Consider the following 18568-nt stretch of genomic DNA (forward strand, 5'->3'; position numbering starts at 1 on the left):
CACGCCGGGCAGGCCGCGCGGACGCGAGGCTCCCCAGCGGGGCGCCGTGGTGCGATGCTGGAATTCCCCCTGCGGGAAGGAGCGCACCCGTGCTTCGCATCGCCGTCGTCGGATCGGGCCCCAGCGGGGTCTACGCCGCGCAAGCCCTGGTGGGACAGTCCTCCGTGCCGGACGTCCGGGTGCACATCCTGGACCGTCTCCCGTGCCCGTACGGACTCGTGCGCTACGGCGTGGCCCCCGACCACGAGAAGATCAAGTCGCTGCAGAACAACCTGCGAGCGGTGCTCGAGGACGACCGGATCGACTTCCTCGGGAACGTCGAGGTGGGCGCGCGGGGCCTGGGTCCGCGAAGGCTGCTCGAGCTCTACCACGCGGTGGTGTACTGCATCGGCGCCGCCAGGGACCGCAGGCTCGGCATCCCGGGCGAGGACCTGCCCGGCAGCCATTCGGCCACCGATTTCGTCTCCTGGTACAGCGCCCACCCCGATGCCGCGCCGGACGCCTTCGCGCTCGGCGCGCGCACGGCGGTCGTCATCGGCGTGGGCAATGTGGCGGTGGACGTGGCGCGCATCCTCGCGCGCGGTGCGGACGAACTGCGCGGGACGGACGTACCGGAGGGCGCTCTGGAGGCGCTCGCGGCCAGCCGCGTGCGCGAGGTGCACATCGTCGGCAGGCGCGGCCCGTCGGGTGCCAAGTTCACCACCAAGGAGCTGCGCGAGCTGGGCGCGCTGCCCTCGGCGGACGTGCTGGTGGATCCGGCGGACCTCGCGCTGGAGACCGCGTACGCCGATCCGGCGGCCGTTCCGGCTCTCGTGCGGCGCAACCTCACGGTCGTACGCGAATGGGCGGACCGGCCACCACAGGGCCGGCCACGCCGGCTGCATGTGCGCTTCTTCCTGCGGCCGGTGGAGCTGCTGGAGCAGGGCGGCCGGGTCGGCGGGGTCCGCTTCGAGCGGACGGCGCCGGACGGCAGCGGAGGTGTACGGGGCACCGGCGTGTACGAGGAGATCGAGGCGCAGCTGGTGCTGCGGGCGGTGGGCTACCGCGGCGTGCCGATGGAGGGGCTGCCGTTCGACGCCGAGCGCGGGGTGGTGCCGAACAGCGCGGGCCGCGTGCTGCGGGACGGCGCCTTCTCGCCCGGTGAGTACGTGGCGGGATGGATCAAGCGGGGGCCGAACGGAGTGATCGGCACCAACCGGCCGTGCGCCAAGGAGACGGTGAACGCGCTTCTGGAGGATGCGGCCGTGCTCGGGCGGCGCCAGGTGGCCGCGGATCCCGAGGCGGAGCTGCGTGCCGCGGGACACCGGCCGGTGAGATGGCGGGGCTGGCTCGCGATCGAGGAGGCCGAGGCGGCACTGGGGCACACGCTGGGCAGGCCGCGCGTGAAGATCCCGGACTGGGCGGGACTGCTGGGCGCGGCGCAGGGCGCCGCCGGAGCGGGCGGGCCGGAGGGCGCCGGTGGACCGGGTGAGGGTGCCCGCTGACCGCTCGCCGCAGGCGGGACCTCCCGCGCGTCGGCCTGCCCGCGGCAGGGCAGCGGTGCCGCCCGGCCGACCCGTCGCTGCGGAGACCGTCGCGCCCGTGCGGCCTCCGCCCGGCTGTGGTGTCAGCCGTCGGTGAGCCGGCGCTCCTGGCTGTCCGCCGCCTCCAGCACCCGGTCGAGCAGACCGGGGAAGAGCGCGTCGAGGTCGTCCCGGCGCAGGCCGTTCATCTTCGCCGTGCCCTGGTAGGTCTGGCGGATCACGCCGTTCTCGCGCAGCACCCGGAAGTGGTGGGTGGTCGTCGACTTCGTGACGGGCAGCTCGACGTCGGAACAGCTCAGGTCGGCGTCGACGGCCGCGAGTTCGCGCACGACCCGCAGCCGCATCGGATCGGCCAGGGCGTGGAGCACGTTTTCCAGCCGGATCTCCTCACGCGCCGGATGGGCAAGCACTCGGGGGCTGGTCACGGTGGTCACGGCGGCTCCGCTTCGTCCGGGGAGACCCATGGTACGAGACTCCTCGTAGTTCAGTGATCTCCATAGTTCGACGCCCTACGTAGTTTGACGTCTCTCGTAGTTTGACAGGTCCCGTACTACGATGGGTATCGTACGAACTCCTGAGCCGGTCCGCACCGAATCCCGAAGCCGGTCCCGCACCGAATGGAGCCCGTCGTGAGTGCCTTGTTCCAGCCCTTCGACCTGCGGTCGCTGACCGTCCCCAATCGCGTCTGGATGGCGCCGATGTGCCAGTACAGCGCGGAAGCCTTCGGCCCGAACGCAGGAGTGGCGGGCGACTGGCACTTCGCCCACTACGCCGCGCGCGCCACTGGCGGCACCGGACTGATCCTTCTCGAGGCGACCGCGGTGAGCCCCGAAGGCCGTATCTCCCCCGGGGACCTCGGGCTGTGGAACGACACCCAGGCCGAGGGTCTCCGCCGTATCACCGCGTTCCTCGAGAGCCAGGGCACCGTGCCCGGTGTCCAGCTCGCCCACGCCGGCCGCAAGGCGTCCACCGACCGGCCCTGGAAGGGCGGCGCACCGGTCGGCCCCGAGGACCACGGCTGGCAGCCGCTCGCGCCCAGCGCGATTCCCTTCGACGAGATCCACCCGGTGCCCGAGGAGCTGACACGGGAACAGATCGTCGGGATCGCCGGGCAGTTCGCGGACGCGGCCCGCCGCGCGCTGGACGCCGGATTCAAGGTCGCGGAGATCCATGGCGCCCACGGCTATCTGATCGGCGAGTTCCTGTCGCCCCACAGCAACCACCGCACCGACGAGTACGGCGGCTCCTTCGGCAACCGGGTGCGTTTCGCGCTGGAGGTCGTGGACGCCGTGCGCGCCGTGTGGCCCGACGAACTGCCGCTGTTCTTCCGTATCTCCGCCACCGACTGGCTGGACGAGGGAGGCTGGACGGCGGACGACACCGTCCGCCTGGCCCCGCTGCTCGCGGAGCACGGGGTGGACCTCCTCGACGTCTCCACCGGCGGCAACGCGTCCGGTGTGCGGATCCCGTCCGGACCCGGCTACCAGGTCCCGTTCGCCGCGCGGGTGAAGGCCGAGACAGAACTGCCGGTGGCCGCGGTCGGGATGATCACCGAGGCGCCGCAGGCGGAGAAGATCCTCGCGAACGGTGAGGCCGACGCCGTACTGCTCGGCCGTGAGCTGCTGCGCGACCCCTCCTGGGCCCGCCGCGCCGCACGCGCGCTGGGCGGCGAGGTGCACGTCCCGCCGCAGTACCACCGCTCGGTCTGAGCACCGTGTTCCGGCGCCACCGATGAGTTCCGGCCCGGCGGGAGGTCTGCACTTCCGTCGCCGGGCCGGGCTGCGCGCAGAGCGTCCTGCCGGCCACTGTCAGTGGCCGGGTGCAGACTGGCTCACGACCGGGACAAAGGCGTCTGGAAGGTAACGGATCATGACCGAAGTTCTGCTCACGGTGGGCACACGCAAGGGGCTCTTCGTCGGCCGCAGGAGCGCCGGCACCTGGGAGTTCACAGGCCCGCACTTCAACGCGCAGGCCGTCTACTCGATCGGCATCGACCGGCGCCGCGCCGTCCCGCGCCTCCTCGTCGGCGGCGACAGCGCCCACTGGGGGCCGTCCGTGTTCCACTCCGACGATCTGGGAGAGACATGGGTCGAGCCGGAGAAACCGGCGGTCAAGTTCCCGAAGGACACGGGCGCGTCGCTGGAGCGCGTCTGGCAGCTCCACCCTGCCACCGAGGCGGAACCCGAGGTCGTCTACGCGGGCACGGAGCCGGCGGCCCTCTTCCGCTCCGAGGACGGCGGCGAGAGCTTCGAGCTGGTCAGGCCGTTGTGGGAGCACCCGACACGCTCGCAGTGGGTGCCCGGCGGCGGCGGTGAGGCGGTCCACACGGTGGTCACCGACCCCCGTGACCCGCGGTCCGTGACGGTCGCCGTGTCCACCGCCGGCGTGTTCCGCTCCCGCGACGGCGGCGCGAGCTGGGCCCCGTCCAACCAGGGGGTGTCGGCGGTCTTCCTGCCCGACCCGAACCCGGAGTTCGGCCAGTGCGTCCACAAGATCGCGCAGGACGCCGCCGATCCGGACCGCCTCTATCTGCAGAACCACTGGGGCGTGTTCCGCAGCGACGACGGCGGGGCCAAGTGGACCGACATCGGGACCGGGCTGCCGTCCGACTTCGGCTTCGCCGTGGCCGCCCATCCGCACCGTGCGAACACCGCCTACGTCTTCCCGATCACCGCCGACTCCGACCGTGTCCCCGCCGGACGCCGCTGCCGGGTCTACCGGACCGCGGACGCGGGCGAGAGCTGGGAGGAACTGTCGACCGGGCTGCCCGAGGGCGAGCACTTCGGCACCGTGCTCAGGGACGCCCTGTGCACGGACGACGCGGACCCGGCCGGGATCTACTTCGGCAACCGCAACGGCGAGGTGTACGCGAGCGCGGACGACGGGGACAGCTGGCAGCTGCTCGCGTCGCACCTGCCTGACGTGCTGTGCGTGAGGGCGGCGGTCCTTAGGTGACACCGGCGACCCCCGTCGCGGGGATCGCCGGACGCCGGGCGAGGCTGCCGGGTGCGTCGCCGCCGGGTGCGTGCGGGCGTCGCCGCCGGGCGCCTTGAGGTGGCTGACGTGTCTGTCCGTCGTGGCCGGCGTGCCTCGTTCCCGTGGTGGTCGGCCGGCCTTCGCGGATAGCGGTGGTCGGCGGCCTCGGCCTCGTACCCGGGTGGCCGGCCGGCCTGGTGCCGCGGTGGCGGCCCGGCGCCGGCGGGGGCTGCCCGGTCTCGTCCGGTGGCCGTCCGGTGCCGGTCCGTGTTCGCGTTGACGGACCCGCCCCATAGGATGCTGCCGCCGTACAGGTGACCCGGCAACGGCCGGCACCTGCTGCCGAGACGACCAGCTCCTGGAGACAACCGCCCGTGACTGCACGACCGTTGAAGGAAATCGTCGAGGCGGGGTGGGCCGACGCGCTCGCCCCCGTGGCCGAACGCATCGCCGCCATGGGCGACTTCCTGCGTGCGGAGATCGCCGCCGGGCGCACCTACCTGCCGGCCGGGCAGCATGTGCTGCGCGCCTTCCAGCAGCCGTTCGACGAGGTACGGGTCCTGATTGTCGGCCAGGACCCCTATCCCACCCCGGGCCATGCTGTCGGCCTCAGCTTCTCGGTGGCGCCCGAAGTACAGCCCTGGCCCCCGAGCCTGGACAACATCTTCCGCGAGATGCACACCGACCTCGGACACCCCCGGCCCTCCAACGGAGACCTCACGCCGTGGACCGGCCAGGGGGTGCTGCTGCTGAACAGGGCGCTCACCACCGCCCCCCGCAAGCCCGGGGCACACCGCGGCAAGGGCTGGGAGGAGGTCACCGAGCAGGCGATCCGGGCACTCGCGGCACGCGGCAAGCCGCTGGTGTCCGTGCTGTGGGGGCGCGACGCCCGCAATCTGCGTCCGCTGCTCGGCAACCTTCCCGCCATCGAGTCGTCGCACCCCTCCCCCATGTCCGCGGACCGTGGCTTCTTCGGCTCGCGGCCCTTCAGCCAAGTGAACGAGCTGCTGCTGCAGCAGGGCGCGCAGCCCGTCGACTGGCGGCTGCCGTGAGCTGGGTCCTCGGCGTCGACTCGGGCGGCTCCGGACTGCGGGCGGCGCTGGCCGACGCCGGGGACCCGACGGGCCCCGGCACAGGCGCCGGCCGGGGAGTGCCGGAGTACGCCGCGACCGCCGCTTCCCGCGAGCCGGTGCGCACGGGCAGCGCAGGGATCGACCCCGGGCACCTGCTGGAGCAGCTGGTGCCCATGGCGCGGGACCTGCTGGAACGGGCGGGAGCCGGCCCGCTGTCCGCCGTGGTCGTCGGCGCGGCGGGTATGGGCACACTGGGCGGCCCGCTACGGGCCGAGCTCCCGGCCGCGCTGGAGAGCGCGCTCGGCGTACGGCGGCTGGGACTGGCCGCCGACGCGGTCACGGCTTACGCGGGGGCGCTGGGCAACAGGCCGGGGGCGGTCGTCGCCGCCGGCACCGGAATGATCGCCCTGGGCACCGATCTGACCGTCTGGCGCCGCGCCGACGGATGGGGGCACCTGCTGGGCGACTGCGGAAGCGGCGCCTGGATCGGGCGGGCAGGGCTGGAGGCCGCGCTGCGCGCACACGACGGCCGGCGAGGCGGCTCCCCCGTGCTGCTGGACCGTATGGAGTCGGTGCTCAGCGCCGCCCCGGAGCTGCCGGGCATCCTCTATCCCCGCTCCGACCGGTCGGCGGTGCTCGCGTCCTTCGCCCCGGAAGCCCCCCGCGGCCCCCCCCCACGACCCGGTGGCCGCCGGCATCCTCGAGCGGGCCGCGAGCCATATCGCCGAGGCGGCCGCAGCCGTGTGCCCGCCGCCGGACGAGGTGCCGGACGGCTGCGAGGTGGCCCTGACCGGTGGACTGCTGAAACTCGGCGAACCGCTCCTCGGACCACTGCGCGCCGAACTGGCCGGGCAGTTGCCCCACGCCCGTCCAACGCCGGCGGACGGCGATCCGCTCTTCGGGGCGGTGCGCCTCGCGGCCGCGCTGGCGGCCGGCGGACCGCGCCTGCCGGCCCACCCGACCCTGCTGTACGTGCCCGGCGGTACGCGGCAGGGCGGCCCTCGACGGGACACTCAACAGGACCGTCAAGATCCAACCGGATAAAAGGGGGCAGACGGCACTCCACCGCCCCCTCCCCGAACAGCCTCGCCGGCAAAACCAGTAGCATGCGGCGCCATGAGCTCCTCCACTGGGCCTGCACCCGGCCTGCCTGTACGAATGCCGCGACCCCGCCAGTCCGGACGCCACCGCCGTCCGGAACCTGTGGCGGCTCCCGAGGGCGCACCCGCTCTCGTGCTCGCCGTGCCCGGCTCTCCCGCGCCCACCACGCGCAGCCTGGCCGAAGAGGTCATAAGCATCGCCCGGTCCGAGCTGCCCGGCCTGGAGGTCGGCATCGGTTACCTCGACGGTGACGACGCGGAGTACCCCACGCTCCAGACCGTCCTCGCGCACACCGCCACCCGGCGCACCGAGCGGTACGAGCTCGCCAAGGCCGCCGGCCGTGAGGTGGCGGAGCCCGAGGGCCCCGCGGCGGTCGTGGTACCGCTGCTGGCCGGCCCCGACAACGCACTGATGCGCCGCATCCGCCAGGCCGTCATGGACAGCCGGGCCGCCGCCGAGCTGACGGACGTCCTCGGCCCGCACCCGCTGCTCGCGGAAGCCGTGCACGTCCGCCTCTCCGAGGCGGGCCTCGCACGCGCCGACCGCGCCCGGCTGTTCACCGTCGCCACGGCTGCCGACGGCATCATCCTGGCCACCGTCGGCGGCGAGGAGGCCGTGCAGGCCGCGGGCATCACCGGCATGCTGCTGGCCGCACGCCTGGCCGTGCCCGTGATGGCGGCCGCGCTCGACGAGGAGGGTTCGGTCGCCGCGATCGCCGAACAGCTGCGGGGCTCCGGCTCCGTGCAGCTGGCGCTCGCCCCGTACCTGGTGGGACCTGAACTTCCCGAGGGCCTGCTGGACGCCGCCGCGAAGGAGGCCGGCTGCGCCGCCGCGGAGGCGCTCGGCGCGTACCCGGCGATCGGCAAGCTGGTGCTGTCGCAGTACACGACGGCGCTGGGCATCGCGCCGCAGGGGCAGGGGGCCGAGCAGCGCTGACGCGGCCGCGCGGCCGACGCGAGGAGCGTGCACCGGAAGGGCCCGTGCCGGGGCTGTGGACCGCCCCGGCACGGGCCCTTCCGGTGTTCAACGGGGTAGGCCCGGGCCGGCCGCGGGGCGTGGGCAACGGCCCGGGGGCGTGCCCCCACCCCGTCACGCGCCCGACTTCCCGCCGCTCCCTTTTACCGAGCCTGGAGAGCCCCGGCCCCGCAGGCGCCGCTTCGCCCGGCCCTTCCGGCGGCGGACGGGCCGGGCTGCCGCGGGTGCGGCGGATGCGGCGGATCAGCCGCCGTCGAGGCACGGGGCTCCGTGCCCGGGGCCTTGGACGGACAGGCCACGCCCGGCGAGCCTCACCCCCGGCACTACCGCACCCCGGCCCCCGGCGCTACCGGCGCCCCGGCGCCCCCGGCCGTCAGGCGAAGATCACGCAGGACGCCGCCGGGACGGCGAGCGTACCGGCGGGCTGCGGGACGCCGGTGGCGGCGTCGATCGAGAACCACGTCACGTCGCCCGAGCGCTCGTTCGCCGCGTACAGCCGGCGTCCGGTCGGGTCGAGGGCCAGGTCCCGCGGCCAGTGGCCGCCGCACGGGACCGTGGTGACGAGCGCCGCCCGCTCCCCCGTCGCGTCGAGCGAGAGCACGGCGATGCTGTCGTGGCCGCGCACCGCCGCCCACAGATGGCGGCCGTCGTGCGCCACGACCGGTGTGGACGGGTACGCGGGACCGGTCGTGCCGTCCGGGACGACGGCCGTCTCGCCGACCGGTTCGAGCAGGCCCGCCGAGGCGTCCCACCGGCACACGACGACGACGGGCTCCAGCTCGGCCAGCACGTACACGTGCCGCCCGTCAGGGCGGAAGGCGAGATGGCGCGGCCCGGTGCCGGGCGGCAGAACCGTCTCTCGGTGCGGCAGGAGCGCACCCGCCGCGGTGTCGAGGGCGCAGATCCGTACGGAGTCGGTGCCGAGGTCGACGCTCAGGATCCAGCGGCCGGTCGGGTCCGGGATCACCTGGTGGACGTGCGGCCCGTCCTGCCGTTCGAGGACCGGGCCCGCGCCCTCGTGCCGCATGACGCCCGCGAGCGGCCCCGGCGTGCCGTCGGTGCCGACGGGCAGGACGCTGACGCTGCCGGAACTGAAGTTGGCGGTCAGCAGGTGGCCCTGCGAGACCGCGAGGTGGGTGGGGTGTCCGCCGCCCACCGGCACGCGCCGGCCGATGGGGCGCGGTGCCGCGCCGGTGGCTTCGAAGGCCGCGACCGCGCCGTCCGCCGTCTCGGAGACGGCGTGGAGCACGGTCCCGGCGGAGGTGGTCACGGCGGCGAGGTAGGACGGGTCGGCGACGGCGTCGCTCGCTCCCGTCTCCGCCAGGGCTCCGGTCTCCGGGTCGACGTCCGCGGCGACGATCCCCCGCCCGCCCGCCGACGTGAACGAACCGACGAAGGCCCGTCCCGCGCTCCTGTCCGCCACTGTGCCGCCCCCTCGCCGGATCTCCGGAGCGTCCGTCCGGGATCGCGATCACGCCTTTCGGCGAGACGTTAGCAGTTGGTTCAGACCAATCGGGGGCTCAGGCCGGCACAAGAGGGGCACGAGGGGAGGTACGCACGGGGGTGGCGAGCTCGGCGAGCGCCCGCTCCAGGTCGTGCAGATGCCGCAGTGCCGCCTCGGCCCCCGGGTGGTGCTGTGGCACCGGCACGATCTCCACGGCCACCGTTGCCGACGGCGGCGCCACGAGGGCGTGGACCGCCGCCTCCACCCGTCCGCAGGCCGCCGCGAGGCGGGCGTCGTGGGACGCCTGGGGGTCCGCCGCGACGGCGGCCAGACCCCGCACCTCACGGGCGCAGTCGTCGAGGAGTGCGACGACGTGACGGGCCCGCGCCTTGCGGGCGCGCAGCGGCGAGAGCGGGTGCATCAACGGCGCGAGCGACAGCCGGACCCGTCCCAGGAGCCCTTCGAGTTCGGTGACGTACGGGGCCGGGTCGGCGTCCGCCGACCCGGCCAGGCGCGCGGCGGCCTCGGAGGTGCAGCGGTGCACGCAGCGCACGGCTTGCCCGATCCAGGCGTGGGTGGTGGCGTGCGTGGTGACGGGCAGGACGAACAGCACGGCCAGCGTCGCCCCCAGCGCGCCGACGGCCGTCTCCGCCAGCCGGAGCACCAGCAGGGCGGGCTCGAGGAAGCCGAGCAGGCCGTACAGCAGGCTGACGAGGACCGTCACCGCCAACATCATCCAGCTGTACGAGACGGCGGCCGTGTAGAAGATGCCGAAGACGCACACGGCGACGACGGCCGCCGTGGGCGCGGCCGCGCCGTCCAGCGGGACGGCGACCAGGGCTCCGACGCCGATCCCGATCAGCGTGCCGAGGACCCGGCGGAAGCCGCGGACCAGTGTCTCGCCGCGCGAGGTGGTGTTGACGAAGACCCACCAGGCGGCGCCGACGGCCCAGTACCAGCGTTCGCCGGAGAAGACCTGGCCGGCGACGAGCGCGAACGCGCCGGCGGCCACGACCTGGACGGCCTGCCGCGTGGTGACGCGGGCCAGTCCCGAGCCGCCCGGCAGCACGGGGACGGCCGGCGGCGGCAGCCGCCGCTCGTAGCACCAGACACCGAAGCGGACCGTGGAGGAGGCCAGGACGGCCAGGATCACGGCCGCGTACACCTCGGGCAGCTGCCGGAGGCCCGTGTGCAGGAACTGCGCCACGAAGAAGGTCATGAACGCGAAGGTGCCGAGCGCGTGGCCGCGCGGGCCCCACCGCCGGGCGTACACCCCGGCCCCCGCGACCGCGAGGAACGCCAGGTCGCGCGGTACGGGGTGGTCGTGCAGCCCCGCCGCGAGGGCGAGCACGGGGAAGCCGACGGCCGGCAGCAGGGCGGTGGTGGCCGCTTGGCCGCGGACGGTCCGGTCGGTGACGGTGAAGAGGGCGAGGAGCGCCGCGAGCCCGCCGGTGACCACCGAGGGCAGGGCGAGACCGGCGAGGGCGCACACGGCGACCGCCAGGCCGATGCCGAGCACGGCCCGGACGGCGCTGCGCAGGCGCAGCCGTCCGGGGTCCGCTGCGACGAACATCCTCTTCAGCACTGCTTACCGCCCCCGTTTCGTTCCGGCATGAAAAAGGCGCCGCGGATTCCGCAGCGCCATCGACCCCACTATGACACCATCTCCCTGCCCGTTGGCTCAACTCGCGAGCAATCGGCTGGGCCATTGGCTCGCCCAGCCACTCCGCCCCCGGCCGCGGAACCGGCCATTGGCCCACCCGTCGCGCCCACCGGCCACCCCACGGCCCCGACACCCGCACGCCCACCCGCGCCGCCCACGCCCCGCCCGCACGACCGCCCACACCGCCCGACCGGGGGCGACCACCCTGCGGGCACGCCGTGCCGCCCGCCCCGAAGGGTGGTGCGCCCCGCCGTCGTGGGTACCCGGCGACTTCCGGAAGACGGCGGTCCGGACGGACGCCGCCCGGACCGAGCACGGGAGGTGCGGCCCCATGGCAACGGCAACGCAAACGGTCTCGATCGACGCCGACGGCGTCACCCTGACCGGAGACCTGGTCCTGCCCGACGCCGCCCGCGGCATCGTGTGCTTCGCCCACGGCAGCGGCAGCTCCCGGCACAGCCCGCGCAACCGGGAGGTGGCCGAGGTGCTCCAGCGCGCGGGGCTCGCCACACTCCTCATGGACCTCCTCGGCGAGGACGAGGAACGCGTGGACCGGGTCACCGCCGAGCTGCGCTTCGACATCCCGCTGCTCGGCGGGCGGGTGACGGCGGCGGTCGACCGGCTCGGCGAACGGGCGGACACCGCGGACCTTCCTCTGGGACTGTTCGGCGCGAGTACGGGCGCCGCAGCCGCCCTGGTGGCGGCCGCCGAACGGACGGACCGGGTACGTGCGGTGGTGTCCCGGGGCGGCCGGCCGGATCTGGCGGGCAGCGCGCTCGCCGCCGTACGCGCCCCGGTCCTGCTGATCGTCGGCGGTGACGACCGGCAGGTGCTGGGGCTGAACGAGCAGGCGGCGGCCGAGCTGACCGTGGAGCACCGGGTGCTCGTGATACCGGGAGCCACTCACCTGTTCGAGGAACCGGGGACCCTGGAGGCGGCGGCGGGCGCGGCACGCGACTGGTTCCTCGGCATGCCGGGGCGCGACCGAGGGTGAACCGGCGACCGGACCGGAAAGCGCATCAGGTGCTAGAAAAGAGACATGACGGACCGGTCACCCGGCCCTGATGTGCGGCAATGCGACCCCTCGCCGACGCGCCCGCCGGCGCCGGCGCCCAGATCCGGGGAAGTGGAGCGCTATGAACGGGCACAGGCCCGCCCCATCGCGGCGCCCGCTGCGGGGTAAGCGGGAGTCCCTGCTGGGGGCGCGCAGCGTCGCCGGGCAGGTACTGCTGCTGCAGGTCGTGGTCGCCGTCCTGCTGATCGCCGCCGCGGTGACGGTCCTCGTGCTCCAGGCCCGGCACGACAGCGAGCAGAGCGCACAGAACCGGTCGCTCGCGACCGCCGCCGCCTTCGCCCGCGCCCCCGGCACCGTCGACGCTCTTAGGTCGTCCGATCCCACGGCAGCGCTCCAGCCGCTGGTGACAGGGACGGCGCAGGCGTCCGGTGTCGACTTCCTCACCGTGATGGACACGGACGGAACCCGTCACGCCGACACCGATCCCGCACTGATCGGCGAGCGGAGCCAGGATGTCGAGCGGGCGGCGGCGGGCGAGGCGTTCACCGAGATCTACGAGGGCGCTCCCGGCGCCGCGGCCCGGGCGGTCGTCCCCGTGACAGGCCCGGAGGGCACCGTAGTGGGCCTGGTGCAGGCGGGCGTCGGGCTCGAGAACGTGGGCAACGCCGTGGACCGGCAGCTGCCGATGCTCCTGGGCAGCGCCGCGGCGGCGCTCGCCCTGGCCACCGCCAGTGCCGCCCTGGTGAGCCGCCGGCTGCGCCGCCAGACCCGCGGCATCGGTCCCACCGAGATGACCCGGATGTACGAGCACCACGACGCCGTCCTGCACGCCGTACGCGAAGGAGTGCTGATCGTCGGCGGTGACGGACGGCTGATGCTGGCCAACGACGAGGCCCGCCGCCTTCTCGAACTGCCGCCGGACGCGGACGGGTGCCGGGTGGAGGAGCTGGGGCTGGACCCGGCGGTCGTGGATCTGCTCCGCTCGGAGCGCGCCGTGACCGACGAGGTGCACCCGGCCGGCGACCGGCTGCTCGCCGTGAGCACCAGGCCCACCGCACCGTACGGCGGGAACCCCGGAACCGTGGCGACGCTGCGGGACACCACGGAACTGCAGGCGCTGTCCGGCACGGCCGAGTCCGCCCGGCAGCGGCTGAAGATCCTCTACGACGCCGGGACGCGGATCGGTACGACGCTGGACGTGGTGCGGACCGCCGAGGAGCTCTCGCGTGCGGCGGTCCCCCGGTTCGCGGACTTCGTCACGGTCGAGCTGCTGAACCCGGTGCTGCACGGCGACGAACCCTCCGGCGCGCCGACGGAGATGCGGCGCGCGGCGCTGACCGGCGTCAGTGCCGACCATCCTTTCCAGCCGGTGGGTGACGTGATCCGGTTCCTCGCTCCCGCGACCCCGATGGCCCAGGCGCTGGCCGCCGGACACGCGGTGCTGGAGGCGGATCTGACGGTCGCCGAGAGCTGGCGGGCCCAGGACCCCGAAGGGGCGGGCAACGCCCTCGCCTACGGCGTCCACTCGCTGGTCACGGCTCCCCTGCAGGCCCGCGGTGTGGTGCTGGGCATGGTCAACTTCTGGCGTTCGCAGCGGGAGGAACGCTTCGGGGAGGAGGATCTGCACTTCGCGGACGAGCTGGCCGCGCGCGCCGCGGTCGCCATCGACAACGCCCGCCGTTTCACCCGCGAGCACACCATGGCGGAGACTCTCCAGCGCAGTCTGCTGCCGCACGTCCTGCCCAGTCAGGGGGCTCTGGACGTCGCCCACCGGTATCTGCCCGCGCACGCCCGGGTGGGCGGCGACTGGTTCGACGTCATCCCGCTGCCCGGCGCGCGGGTGGCCCTCGTCGTCGGGGACGTCGTCGGCCACGGGCTGCACGCCGCCGCGACGATGGGCCGACTGCGCACCGCGGTCCACAACTTCTCCACGCTCGATCTGCCACCGGACGAACTTCTCAGCCGGCTCGACGAGTTGGTGGGCCGCATCGACCTCGAGGAGGGCGAGGCCGGCGAGGGCATCACCGGTGCCACCTGCCTGTACGCGATCTACGACCCGGTGTCCGGTCTGTGCACCCTCTCGACGGCCGGCCATCTGCCGCCCGCCCTGGTGCGTCCCGACGGGAGTGTGGAGTTCCTTCAGGTGCCCGTCTCCCCTCCGCTGGGCCTCGGCGGTTTCCCGTTCGAGTCGGCCGAGCTGCGGTTGCCGGAGGGCAGCCGCCTGGTCCTGTACACCGACGGTCTCGTCGAGCACCGCGAGCGTGACCTGGACGCCGGTCTGGAGATGCTGCGGTCGGTCCTGGCCGGCCGCCCCGACCGGACGCCCGAGGAGACCTGCGAGGCGGTGTTCGACGCGATGCTGCCGGCGTCCCGCCGTGACGACATCGCGCTGATGGTGGCCCGTACCCGGCTGCTGGAGGAGGACCGGATCGCCTCCTGGGACGTCCCGCGCGACCCGGCCGCCGTCGCGCCGGTGCGCAGCGCCTGCAGCCGTCAGCTGGACGCCTGGGGGCTGGAGGAGGCCGGGTTCACCACCGAGCTGGTGCTCAGCGAGCTGATCACCAACGCGATCCGCTACGGCAGCGAGCCGATCCGGGTGCGGCTGCTCTACGAGCGCAATCTGATCTGCGAAGTGTCCGACGGCAGCAGTACCTCACCGCATCTGCGGCGGGCCGGCATCACCGACGAGGGCGGGCGCGGGCTGTTCCTCGTCGCCCAGCTCGCGGCGCGGTGGGGCACCCGCTACACGCCGACCGGCAAGGTGATCTGGACCGAGCAGTCCCTGACCGACGGGCAGCCGCCGGCGGAGCTGCTCATGGCCGATGCCGATTGGTGAAGCCCGGTCACTGGCCGGCACCAGGCGGGTCGGCATGGGCCATTGGTACGGTGTGATTCCGTGAAAGACGCCGCGAAAGGGCCGACGGACCATGGCGGTGGACGAACTCGACACCCGCATCCTGCGTCTGCTGATGGAGCAGCCGCGTACCAGCGTGCGTGAGTACGCCCGGATCCTCGGCATCGCACGCGGCACCCTGCAGGCCAGGATCGACCGGCTGGAGCGCGACGGTGTGATCACCGGAACCGGTCCCTTCCTGTCCCCCGGAGCCCTCGGGCACCCGGTCCTGGCCTTCGTGCACATCGAGGTGACGCAGGGGCATCTGGACGAGGTGGGAGACGCGCTGGCGGCCGTGCCGGAGATCATCGAGGCGTTCTCGATCACGGGCGGCGGAGACCTGCTGACCCGGGTCGCGGCGCGGGACAACGGACACCTCGAGGACGTGATCCAGCAGCTGATCAACCTGCCCGGCGTGGTGCGCACCCGTACCGAGATGGCCCTGCGCGAACGGGTCGCCTACCGGCTGCTGCCCCTGGTGGAGTCCGTCGGCCGGTCGGCCGGTGCGCAGCGCTGAAGCGGCACTTGGCATGCTGGAGCCCATGAGCACCACGCGCACCCCCTCGGTCATCTTCGATCTCGACGGCACACTGGTGGACAGCGAGCCGAACTACTTCGAAGCGGGGCGCCGCGTCCTCGCCGCGCACGGCGTGCTCGACTTCGACTGGGACGAGCACACGCGCTTCATCGGCATCGGCACCCGCGAGACGCTGGAGATCCTGCGCGCCCGCTACGCCCTCGACGCGCCGCTCGACGAACTGCTGGCCGCCAAGAACCGTGCCTACCTGGAGCTGGCGAGCACCTCGACCGCCGTCTTCCCCGAGATGCGCGCGTTCGTGGAGCGCCTGTCGGAGGCGGGCGTCCCGATGGCGGTGGCCTCCGGCTCGTCCCGGGCCGCCATCGAGGCGGTGCTCGCCGGCACCGGTCTCGCCGACCGCATCCCGGTGACCGTCTCCGCGGAGGAGGTCGGCCGCGGCAAGCCGGAGCCGGACGTCTTCCTCGAGGCGGCCCGCCGCCTCGGCGCCGCGCCGCACGACTGCGTGGTGCTGGAGGACGCGCCGCCGGGAGCGGCGGCCGCCCGGGCGGCGGGCATGCGGTGCATCGCCGTGCCCTACGTCGAGGCCACCGCCGGCGACGCGGCGTTCCTCGCGGCGGACCTGCTGTTCCGGGGCGGCCAGGCGGAGTTCACGGCGACGGCCGCGTACGAGTGGATCACGGGCGGGGTGTGACGCCGGACGGTTCCCCGGGTCGCGTCCGGCGGTCGGCCGTGTCGCCCAGTTCGCCGCGCAGCCGCCGGGCACGCAGCACGAGGAGCATCTCGAAGCGGCGGTCCGGGTCGTCCAGCACCTCGCCCCACAACTCGCGGATCTGCCGCAGCCGGTAGCGGGCCGTCTGGGGGTGGATGCCCAGGCGGTGCGCCACCTCCGGGGCGCCGCCCGCGGTCTCCATCCAGGCGAGGAGGGTCTCGGCCAGACGGCGGGACTGGGCCGGGGCGAGGTGCTCCAGCGGGGCGAGGCAGCGGCGGGCCGCCGCGTCGATCAGTTCACCGGAGGGCAGCAGCACCAGTTCCTCGGTGCGCTCGGTGCAGTGCAGCACCTCGCCGTCCGGCAGCCGTCCGGATTCGACGAGACGGACCGCCGTCTCCGCCCAGCGCAGCGACCGGGCGGCGGCCGCGAGCGGTACCGGCGGGCCGATCGCCCCCGACCAGCCTGCCGTGGCGCGGCGCAGGTTCTCCGCGCGTCCCGCGGTGCACGGCTCGGGGACGACGATGCGCGGCTGCTCGCTCTCCATGTCGAGGAGGATGCCCTGTTCCACGGCCGGGGCGACGGCTTCCCTCGCCGGGCGCACGAGGACACCGACGGCCACCGTCGAGGGAAGCTCCCAGCTGATGCGGGCCGCCCGTTCGGCGAGCGCACCGGGCGGGTCGCCGCGGTGCTCGACGAGCAGCAGGTCGATCAACTGGCGTTGCAGCCGCAGCCGTTCGCCGGCCCGGCGGGCCGCGGCCTCGGCGTAGCCGCGCACCGACTGTTCCACGAGACCGTCCAGATACTCGAAACCGGATTCGGCCAGCTCGTACATGGCGGGCGGGGCGATGTCGACCTGCTGTCCGATCTCGGCGAACCGCCGCCACGCCAACCTGACCCCGAGCCGGTAGGTGGCCTGGAGCAAGTCGAGGCTGCGGCCGTCCCGCCCCTCGCCCCGGCCGAACTCCTGGAAAACCTCCGGGGGCACTCGGGGCCGTCCGGCGCCGGAGGCGAGATTGTGTACGAAGCCCTCGATGGCGCGGCGGATTCCGACGAGCGCCATCGGCTCGCCGGACTCGTCCTCGACGAGCTTCAGCCGGGGGTACTCGCGCTGGATCTCGCCGAGGATCTGCTGCGCGAGTTCCTGCGCCTCGCCCAGTGCGACGGCGGCGAACCGGTCGACCTGTGCCTTGGGCACCTCGCGCCACGCGGCGCGTGTCATCGGCCCGGCCCGGCGGTGTCGTAGCTGATCAGCGGGGTGTTCGGCTGCTCCGGTGTGGTGTTCAGCGCGGCCACCACGCCCAACGCGGTGGCCACGGCGAGCGCCGTGGCCAGCGCAGCGGTCACGGCGGCGGCTAAGAGTCTGCGCATGTCGGGTCAGCTCCTTGCTGGAGGCGATCCCCACCCGTCGGCCGGCCCCCACCGGCTGGACGCACAGTGTTGACAGTACATTGACATTCCGTCAAGTGGCCGCCTACTGTCCTGAGCCCTCGAGGGCTGACCGGCCCGGGGTCCGTGCATCCGCCTGTGAATCCATTCGATCCAGGAGTGTCCGGATGCGCCGTACCGCTTCACCGATCTCGCTCGTCCTGTTCGGGACGGGCGTCTTCCTGCTCGTGCTGGCCCCCCTTCTGGCCTGGTACGTGGCACCGCAGGCCAAACGCACACCGATCGACGTCGACACCACGACCGTGTTCACCGGCACCGGCAGCTACTTCGACACCTCAGAGGTGAAAACGGTGCACGGGCGGAGAATCACCGTCACCCGGCAGGTCCGGGGCGATGTGGCCGACAGCGAGCAGAGCGGCAACGCCGTGTGGGACGTGTCCACCTCCGTCGACACCGACGAGACGCTGCCGGCCGCCGACACCCGGGACTCCCTGCAGTGGACCCTCGAACGCTGGGTGACCGACCGCGCCACCAACGAGCCCGTGCACTGCTGCGACGAGTCCCCCGTCTTCGACGGCGAGGCCTATCTGAAGTTCCCCTTCGACGTCGAGAAGCGCTCCTACCGCTGGTGGGACGGCACCCTCGGCGGCGTCGTACAGCTCCGGTACAGCGGCGGGCGGAAGGTCCAGGGCTACGAGGGGCTTCGGTTCACCGGCAGCGTCCCGCCGACCAGGACCGGTGTGCGCCAGGTGCCCGGTCGGCTGGTCGGCAGGGACCGGACCCCGCAGGTGCTGGCCGAGGAGTGGTACGCCAACAGCGCGATCGAGCTGGTGGTGGACCGCCGCACCGGCCGGATCCTGCTGGCGGCCATCGGCCCGCGCAAGACGCTGCGCGCCCCGGGGTCGTCCGAGGACGCGGTCGTACTGCTGGAGAGCCCACGGATCGCGTTCACGCCCGAGACGCAGCGGCAGCAGGTCGAACTGGCCTCACGCGACAGCCGCAGGCTCGCCCTGCTCGGCTCGACGGCTCCGGCCGGCGCCGCGGCGCTGGGGGCGGTGCTCACCCTCGTCGGCGCAGCACTGGTGGCGCGGGGGCGCCGCCCGGACCCGGATCGTACGAATGCTCACTTGGCGACGAGTCCGGCCGTCCGATAGGGCCGGAAGTTGTCATACCGGTGAGTAGCCGTGCGCCTGCGACGTATCGAAAACTGGCTGTCCCCACCACAGCACGGCCCCCGGTCGCTCTTCCCCGCACATCACCCTCCTTTCGTCC

At 73.8% G+C, this 18568-nt stretch carries 15 protein-coding genes and 1 pseudogene; 11 read left to right on the forward strand and 5 right to left on the reverse strand.

Going from position 1 to position 18568, the window contains the following annotated elements:
- The first annotated feature begins 89 nt into the window (after nt 1–89).
- Nucleotides 90–1484 carry an FAD-dependent oxidoreductase gene (locus tag OGH68_RS04320; RefSeq protein ID WP_264241973.1) on the forward strand — a complete coding sequence of 465 codons (1395 nt, stop codon included), beginning with the start codon at nt 90–92 and terminating at the stop codon, nt 1482–1484.
- Nucleotides 1485–1606: 122 nt separating this feature from the next.
- Here the strand turns inward: OGH68_RS04320 and OGH68_RS04325 are convergent, their stop codons facing one another.
- Nucleotides 1607–1957 carry an ArsR/SmtB family transcription factor gene (locus OGH68_RS04325; RefSeq protein ID WP_264241974.1) on the reverse strand — a complete coding sequence of 117 codons (351 nt, stop codon included), beginning with the start codon at nt 1955–1957 and terminating at the stop codon, nt 1607–1609.
- A 195-nt stretch (nt 1958–2152) separates the two neighbouring features.
- On the opposite strand from OGH68_RS04325, the gene OGH68_RS04330 reads away from it, so the two are divergent.
- The 5 genes and pseudogenes from OGH68_RS04330 (at nt 2153) to OGH68_RS04350 (ending at nt 7609) form a co-directional block, all read left to right on the forward strand.
- Complete coding sequence (locus tag OGH68_RS04330) at nt 2153–3232, forward strand: NADH:flavin oxidoreductase/NADH oxidase (protein ID WP_264241975.1); 1080 nt, start codon at nt 2153–2155, stop codon at nt 3230–3232.
- Between the two features lie 160 nt (nt 3233–3392).
- Nucleotides 3393–4478: a WD40/YVTN/BNR-like repeat-containing protein gene (locus OGH68_RS04335; protein ID WP_264241976.1), complete on the forward strand. Its 1086-nt coding sequence runs from the start codon at nt 3393–3395 to the stop codon at nt 4476–4478.
- Nucleotides 4479–4873: 395 nt separating this feature from the next.
- Nucleotides 4874–5551: a uracil-DNA glycosylase gene (locus tag OGH68_RS04340; RefSeq protein ID WP_264241977.1), complete on the forward strand. Its 678-nt coding sequence runs from the start codon at nt 4874–4876 to the stop codon at nt 5549–5551.
- A pseudogene (locus tag OGH68_RS04345) lies at nt 5536–6616 on the forward strand (N-acetylglucosamine kinase). The gene OGH68_RS04340 and the pseudogene OGH68_RS04345 overlap by 16 nt, the downstream one beginning before the upstream one ends.
- Before the next feature lie 72 nt (nt 6617–6688).
- Nucleotides 6689–7609 (forward strand): sirohydrochlorin chelatase, encoded by a 921-nt coding sequence (locus OGH68_RS04350; protein WP_264241978.1) that lies wholly within the window; start codon nt 6689–6691, stop codon nt 7607–7609.
- 412 nt (nt 7610–8021) lie between these two features.
- Here the strand turns inward: OGH68_RS04350 and OGH68_RS04355 are convergent, their stop codons facing one another.
- Nucleotides 8022–9071 (reverse strand): lactonase family protein, encoded by a 1050-nt coding sequence (locus tag OGH68_RS04355; protein WP_264241979.1) that lies wholly within the window; start codon nt 9069–9071, stop codon nt 8022–8024.
- A gap of 97 nt (nt 9072–9168) precedes the next feature.
- On the reverse strand, nt 9169–10677 hold the full coding sequence (locus tag OGH68_RS04360; RefSeq protein WP_264241980.1) for an FUSC family protein: 1509 nt from the start codon (nt 10675–10677) through the stop codon (nt 9169–9171).
- A gap of 409 nt (nt 10678–11086) precedes the next feature.
- Between OGH68_RS04360 and OGH68_RS04365 the strand changes: the two genes are divergently transcribed.
- The 4 genes from OGH68_RS04365 to OGH68_RS04380 all read left to right on the forward strand — a co-directional run bounded on the left by OGH68_RS04365 (nt 11087) and on the right by OGH68_RS04380 (nt 15892).
- On the forward strand, nt 11087–11749 hold the full coding sequence (locus OGH68_RS04365; RefSeq protein ID WP_264241981.1) for a dienelactone hydrolase family protein: 663 nt from the start codon (nt 11087–11089) through the stop codon (nt 11747–11749).
- Between the two features lie 142 nt (nt 11750–11891).
- A complete protein-coding gene (locus tag OGH68_RS04370) occupies nt 11892–14606 on the forward strand; it encodes a SpoIIE family protein phosphatase (protein ID WP_264241982.1) in 2715 nt (904 codons plus the stop codon).
- A gap of 91 nt (nt 14607–14697) precedes the next feature.
- On the forward strand, nt 14698–15180 hold the full coding sequence (locus OGH68_RS04375) for an Lrp/AsnC family transcriptional regulator (protein ID WP_264241983.1): 483 nt from the start codon (nt 14698–14700) through the stop codon (nt 15178–15180).
- Between the two features lie 25 nt (nt 15181–15205).
- Nucleotides 15206–15892, forward strand: a complete 687-nt coding sequence (locus tag OGH68_RS04380; RefSeq protein WP_264241984.1) for an HAD family hydrolase — start codon at nt 15206–15208, stop codon at nt 15890–15892.
- Here the strand turns inward: OGH68_RS04380 and OGH68_RS04385 are convergent.
- Nucleotides 15876–17129: a helix-turn-helix domain-containing protein gene (locus tag OGH68_RS04385; RefSeq protein ID WP_264241985.1), complete on the reverse strand. Its 1254-nt coding sequence runs from the start codon at nt 17127–17129 to the stop codon at nt 15876–15878. The genes OGH68_RS04380 and OGH68_RS04385 overlap by 17 nt on opposite strands.
- Entirely contained in the window at nt 17126–17278 is a 153-nt protein-coding gene (locus tag OGH68_RS04390) for a hypothetical protein (RefSeq protein ID WP_264241986.1), read from the reverse strand. The genes OGH68_RS04385 and OGH68_RS04390 overlap by 4 nt, the downstream gene beginning before the upstream one ends.
- Before the next feature lie 185 nt (nt 17279–17463).
- Between OGH68_RS04390 and OGH68_RS04395 the strand changes: the two genes are divergently transcribed.
- A complete protein-coding gene (locus tag OGH68_RS04395; protein WP_264241987.1) occupies nt 17464–18450 on the forward strand; it encodes a DUF3068 domain-containing protein in 987 nt (328 codons plus the stop codon).
- The last annotated feature ends 118 nt before the right edge of the window (nt 18451–18568 follow it).

It is taken from the genome of Streptomyces peucetius (genome assembly GCF_025854275.1).
Taxonomy (GTDB): Bacteria; Actinomycetota; Actinomycetes; order Streptomycetales; family Streptomycetaceae; genus Streptomyces; species Streptomyces peucetius_A.

Bases quoted from the DNA above. Each gene is read 5' to 3' on its own strand.
- OGH68_RS04335 (WP_264241976.1), top strand. From the start codon at position 3,393: ATGACCGAAGTTCTGCTCACGGTGGGCACACGCAAGGGGCTCTTCGTC.
- OGH68_RS04350 (WP_264241978.1), top strand. From the start codon at position 6,689: ATGAGCTCCTCCACTGGGCCTGCACCCGGCCTGCCTGTACGAATGCCG.
- OGH68_RS04365 (WP_264241981.1), top strand. From the start codon at position 11,087: ATGGCAACGGCAACGCAAACGGTCTCGATCGACGCCGACGGCGTCACC.
- OGH68_RS04370 (WP_264241982.1), top strand. From the start codon at position 11,892: ATGAACGGGCACAGGCCCGCCCCATCGCGGCGCCCGCTGCGGGGTAAG.
- OGH68_RS04375 (WP_264241983.1), top strand. From the start codon at position 14,698: ATGGCGGTGGACGAACTCGACACCCGCATCCTGCGTCTGCTGATGGAG.
- OGH68_RS04380 (WP_264241984.1), top strand. From the start codon at position 15,206: ATGAGCACCACGCGCACCCCCTCGGTCATCTTCGATCTCGACGGCACA.
- OGH68_RS04385 (WP_264241985.1), bottom strand. From the start codon at position 17,129: ATGACACGCGCCGCGTGGCGCGAGGTGCCCAAGGCACAGGTCGACCGG.
- OGH68_RS04390 (WP_264241986.1), bottom strand. From the start codon at position 17,278: ATGCGCAGACTCTTAGCCGCCGCCGTGACCGCTGCGCTGGCCACGGCG.
- OGH68_RS04395 (WP_264241987.1), top strand. From the start codon at position 17,464: ATGCGCCGTACCGCTTCACCGATCTCGCTCGTCCTGTTCGGGACGGGC.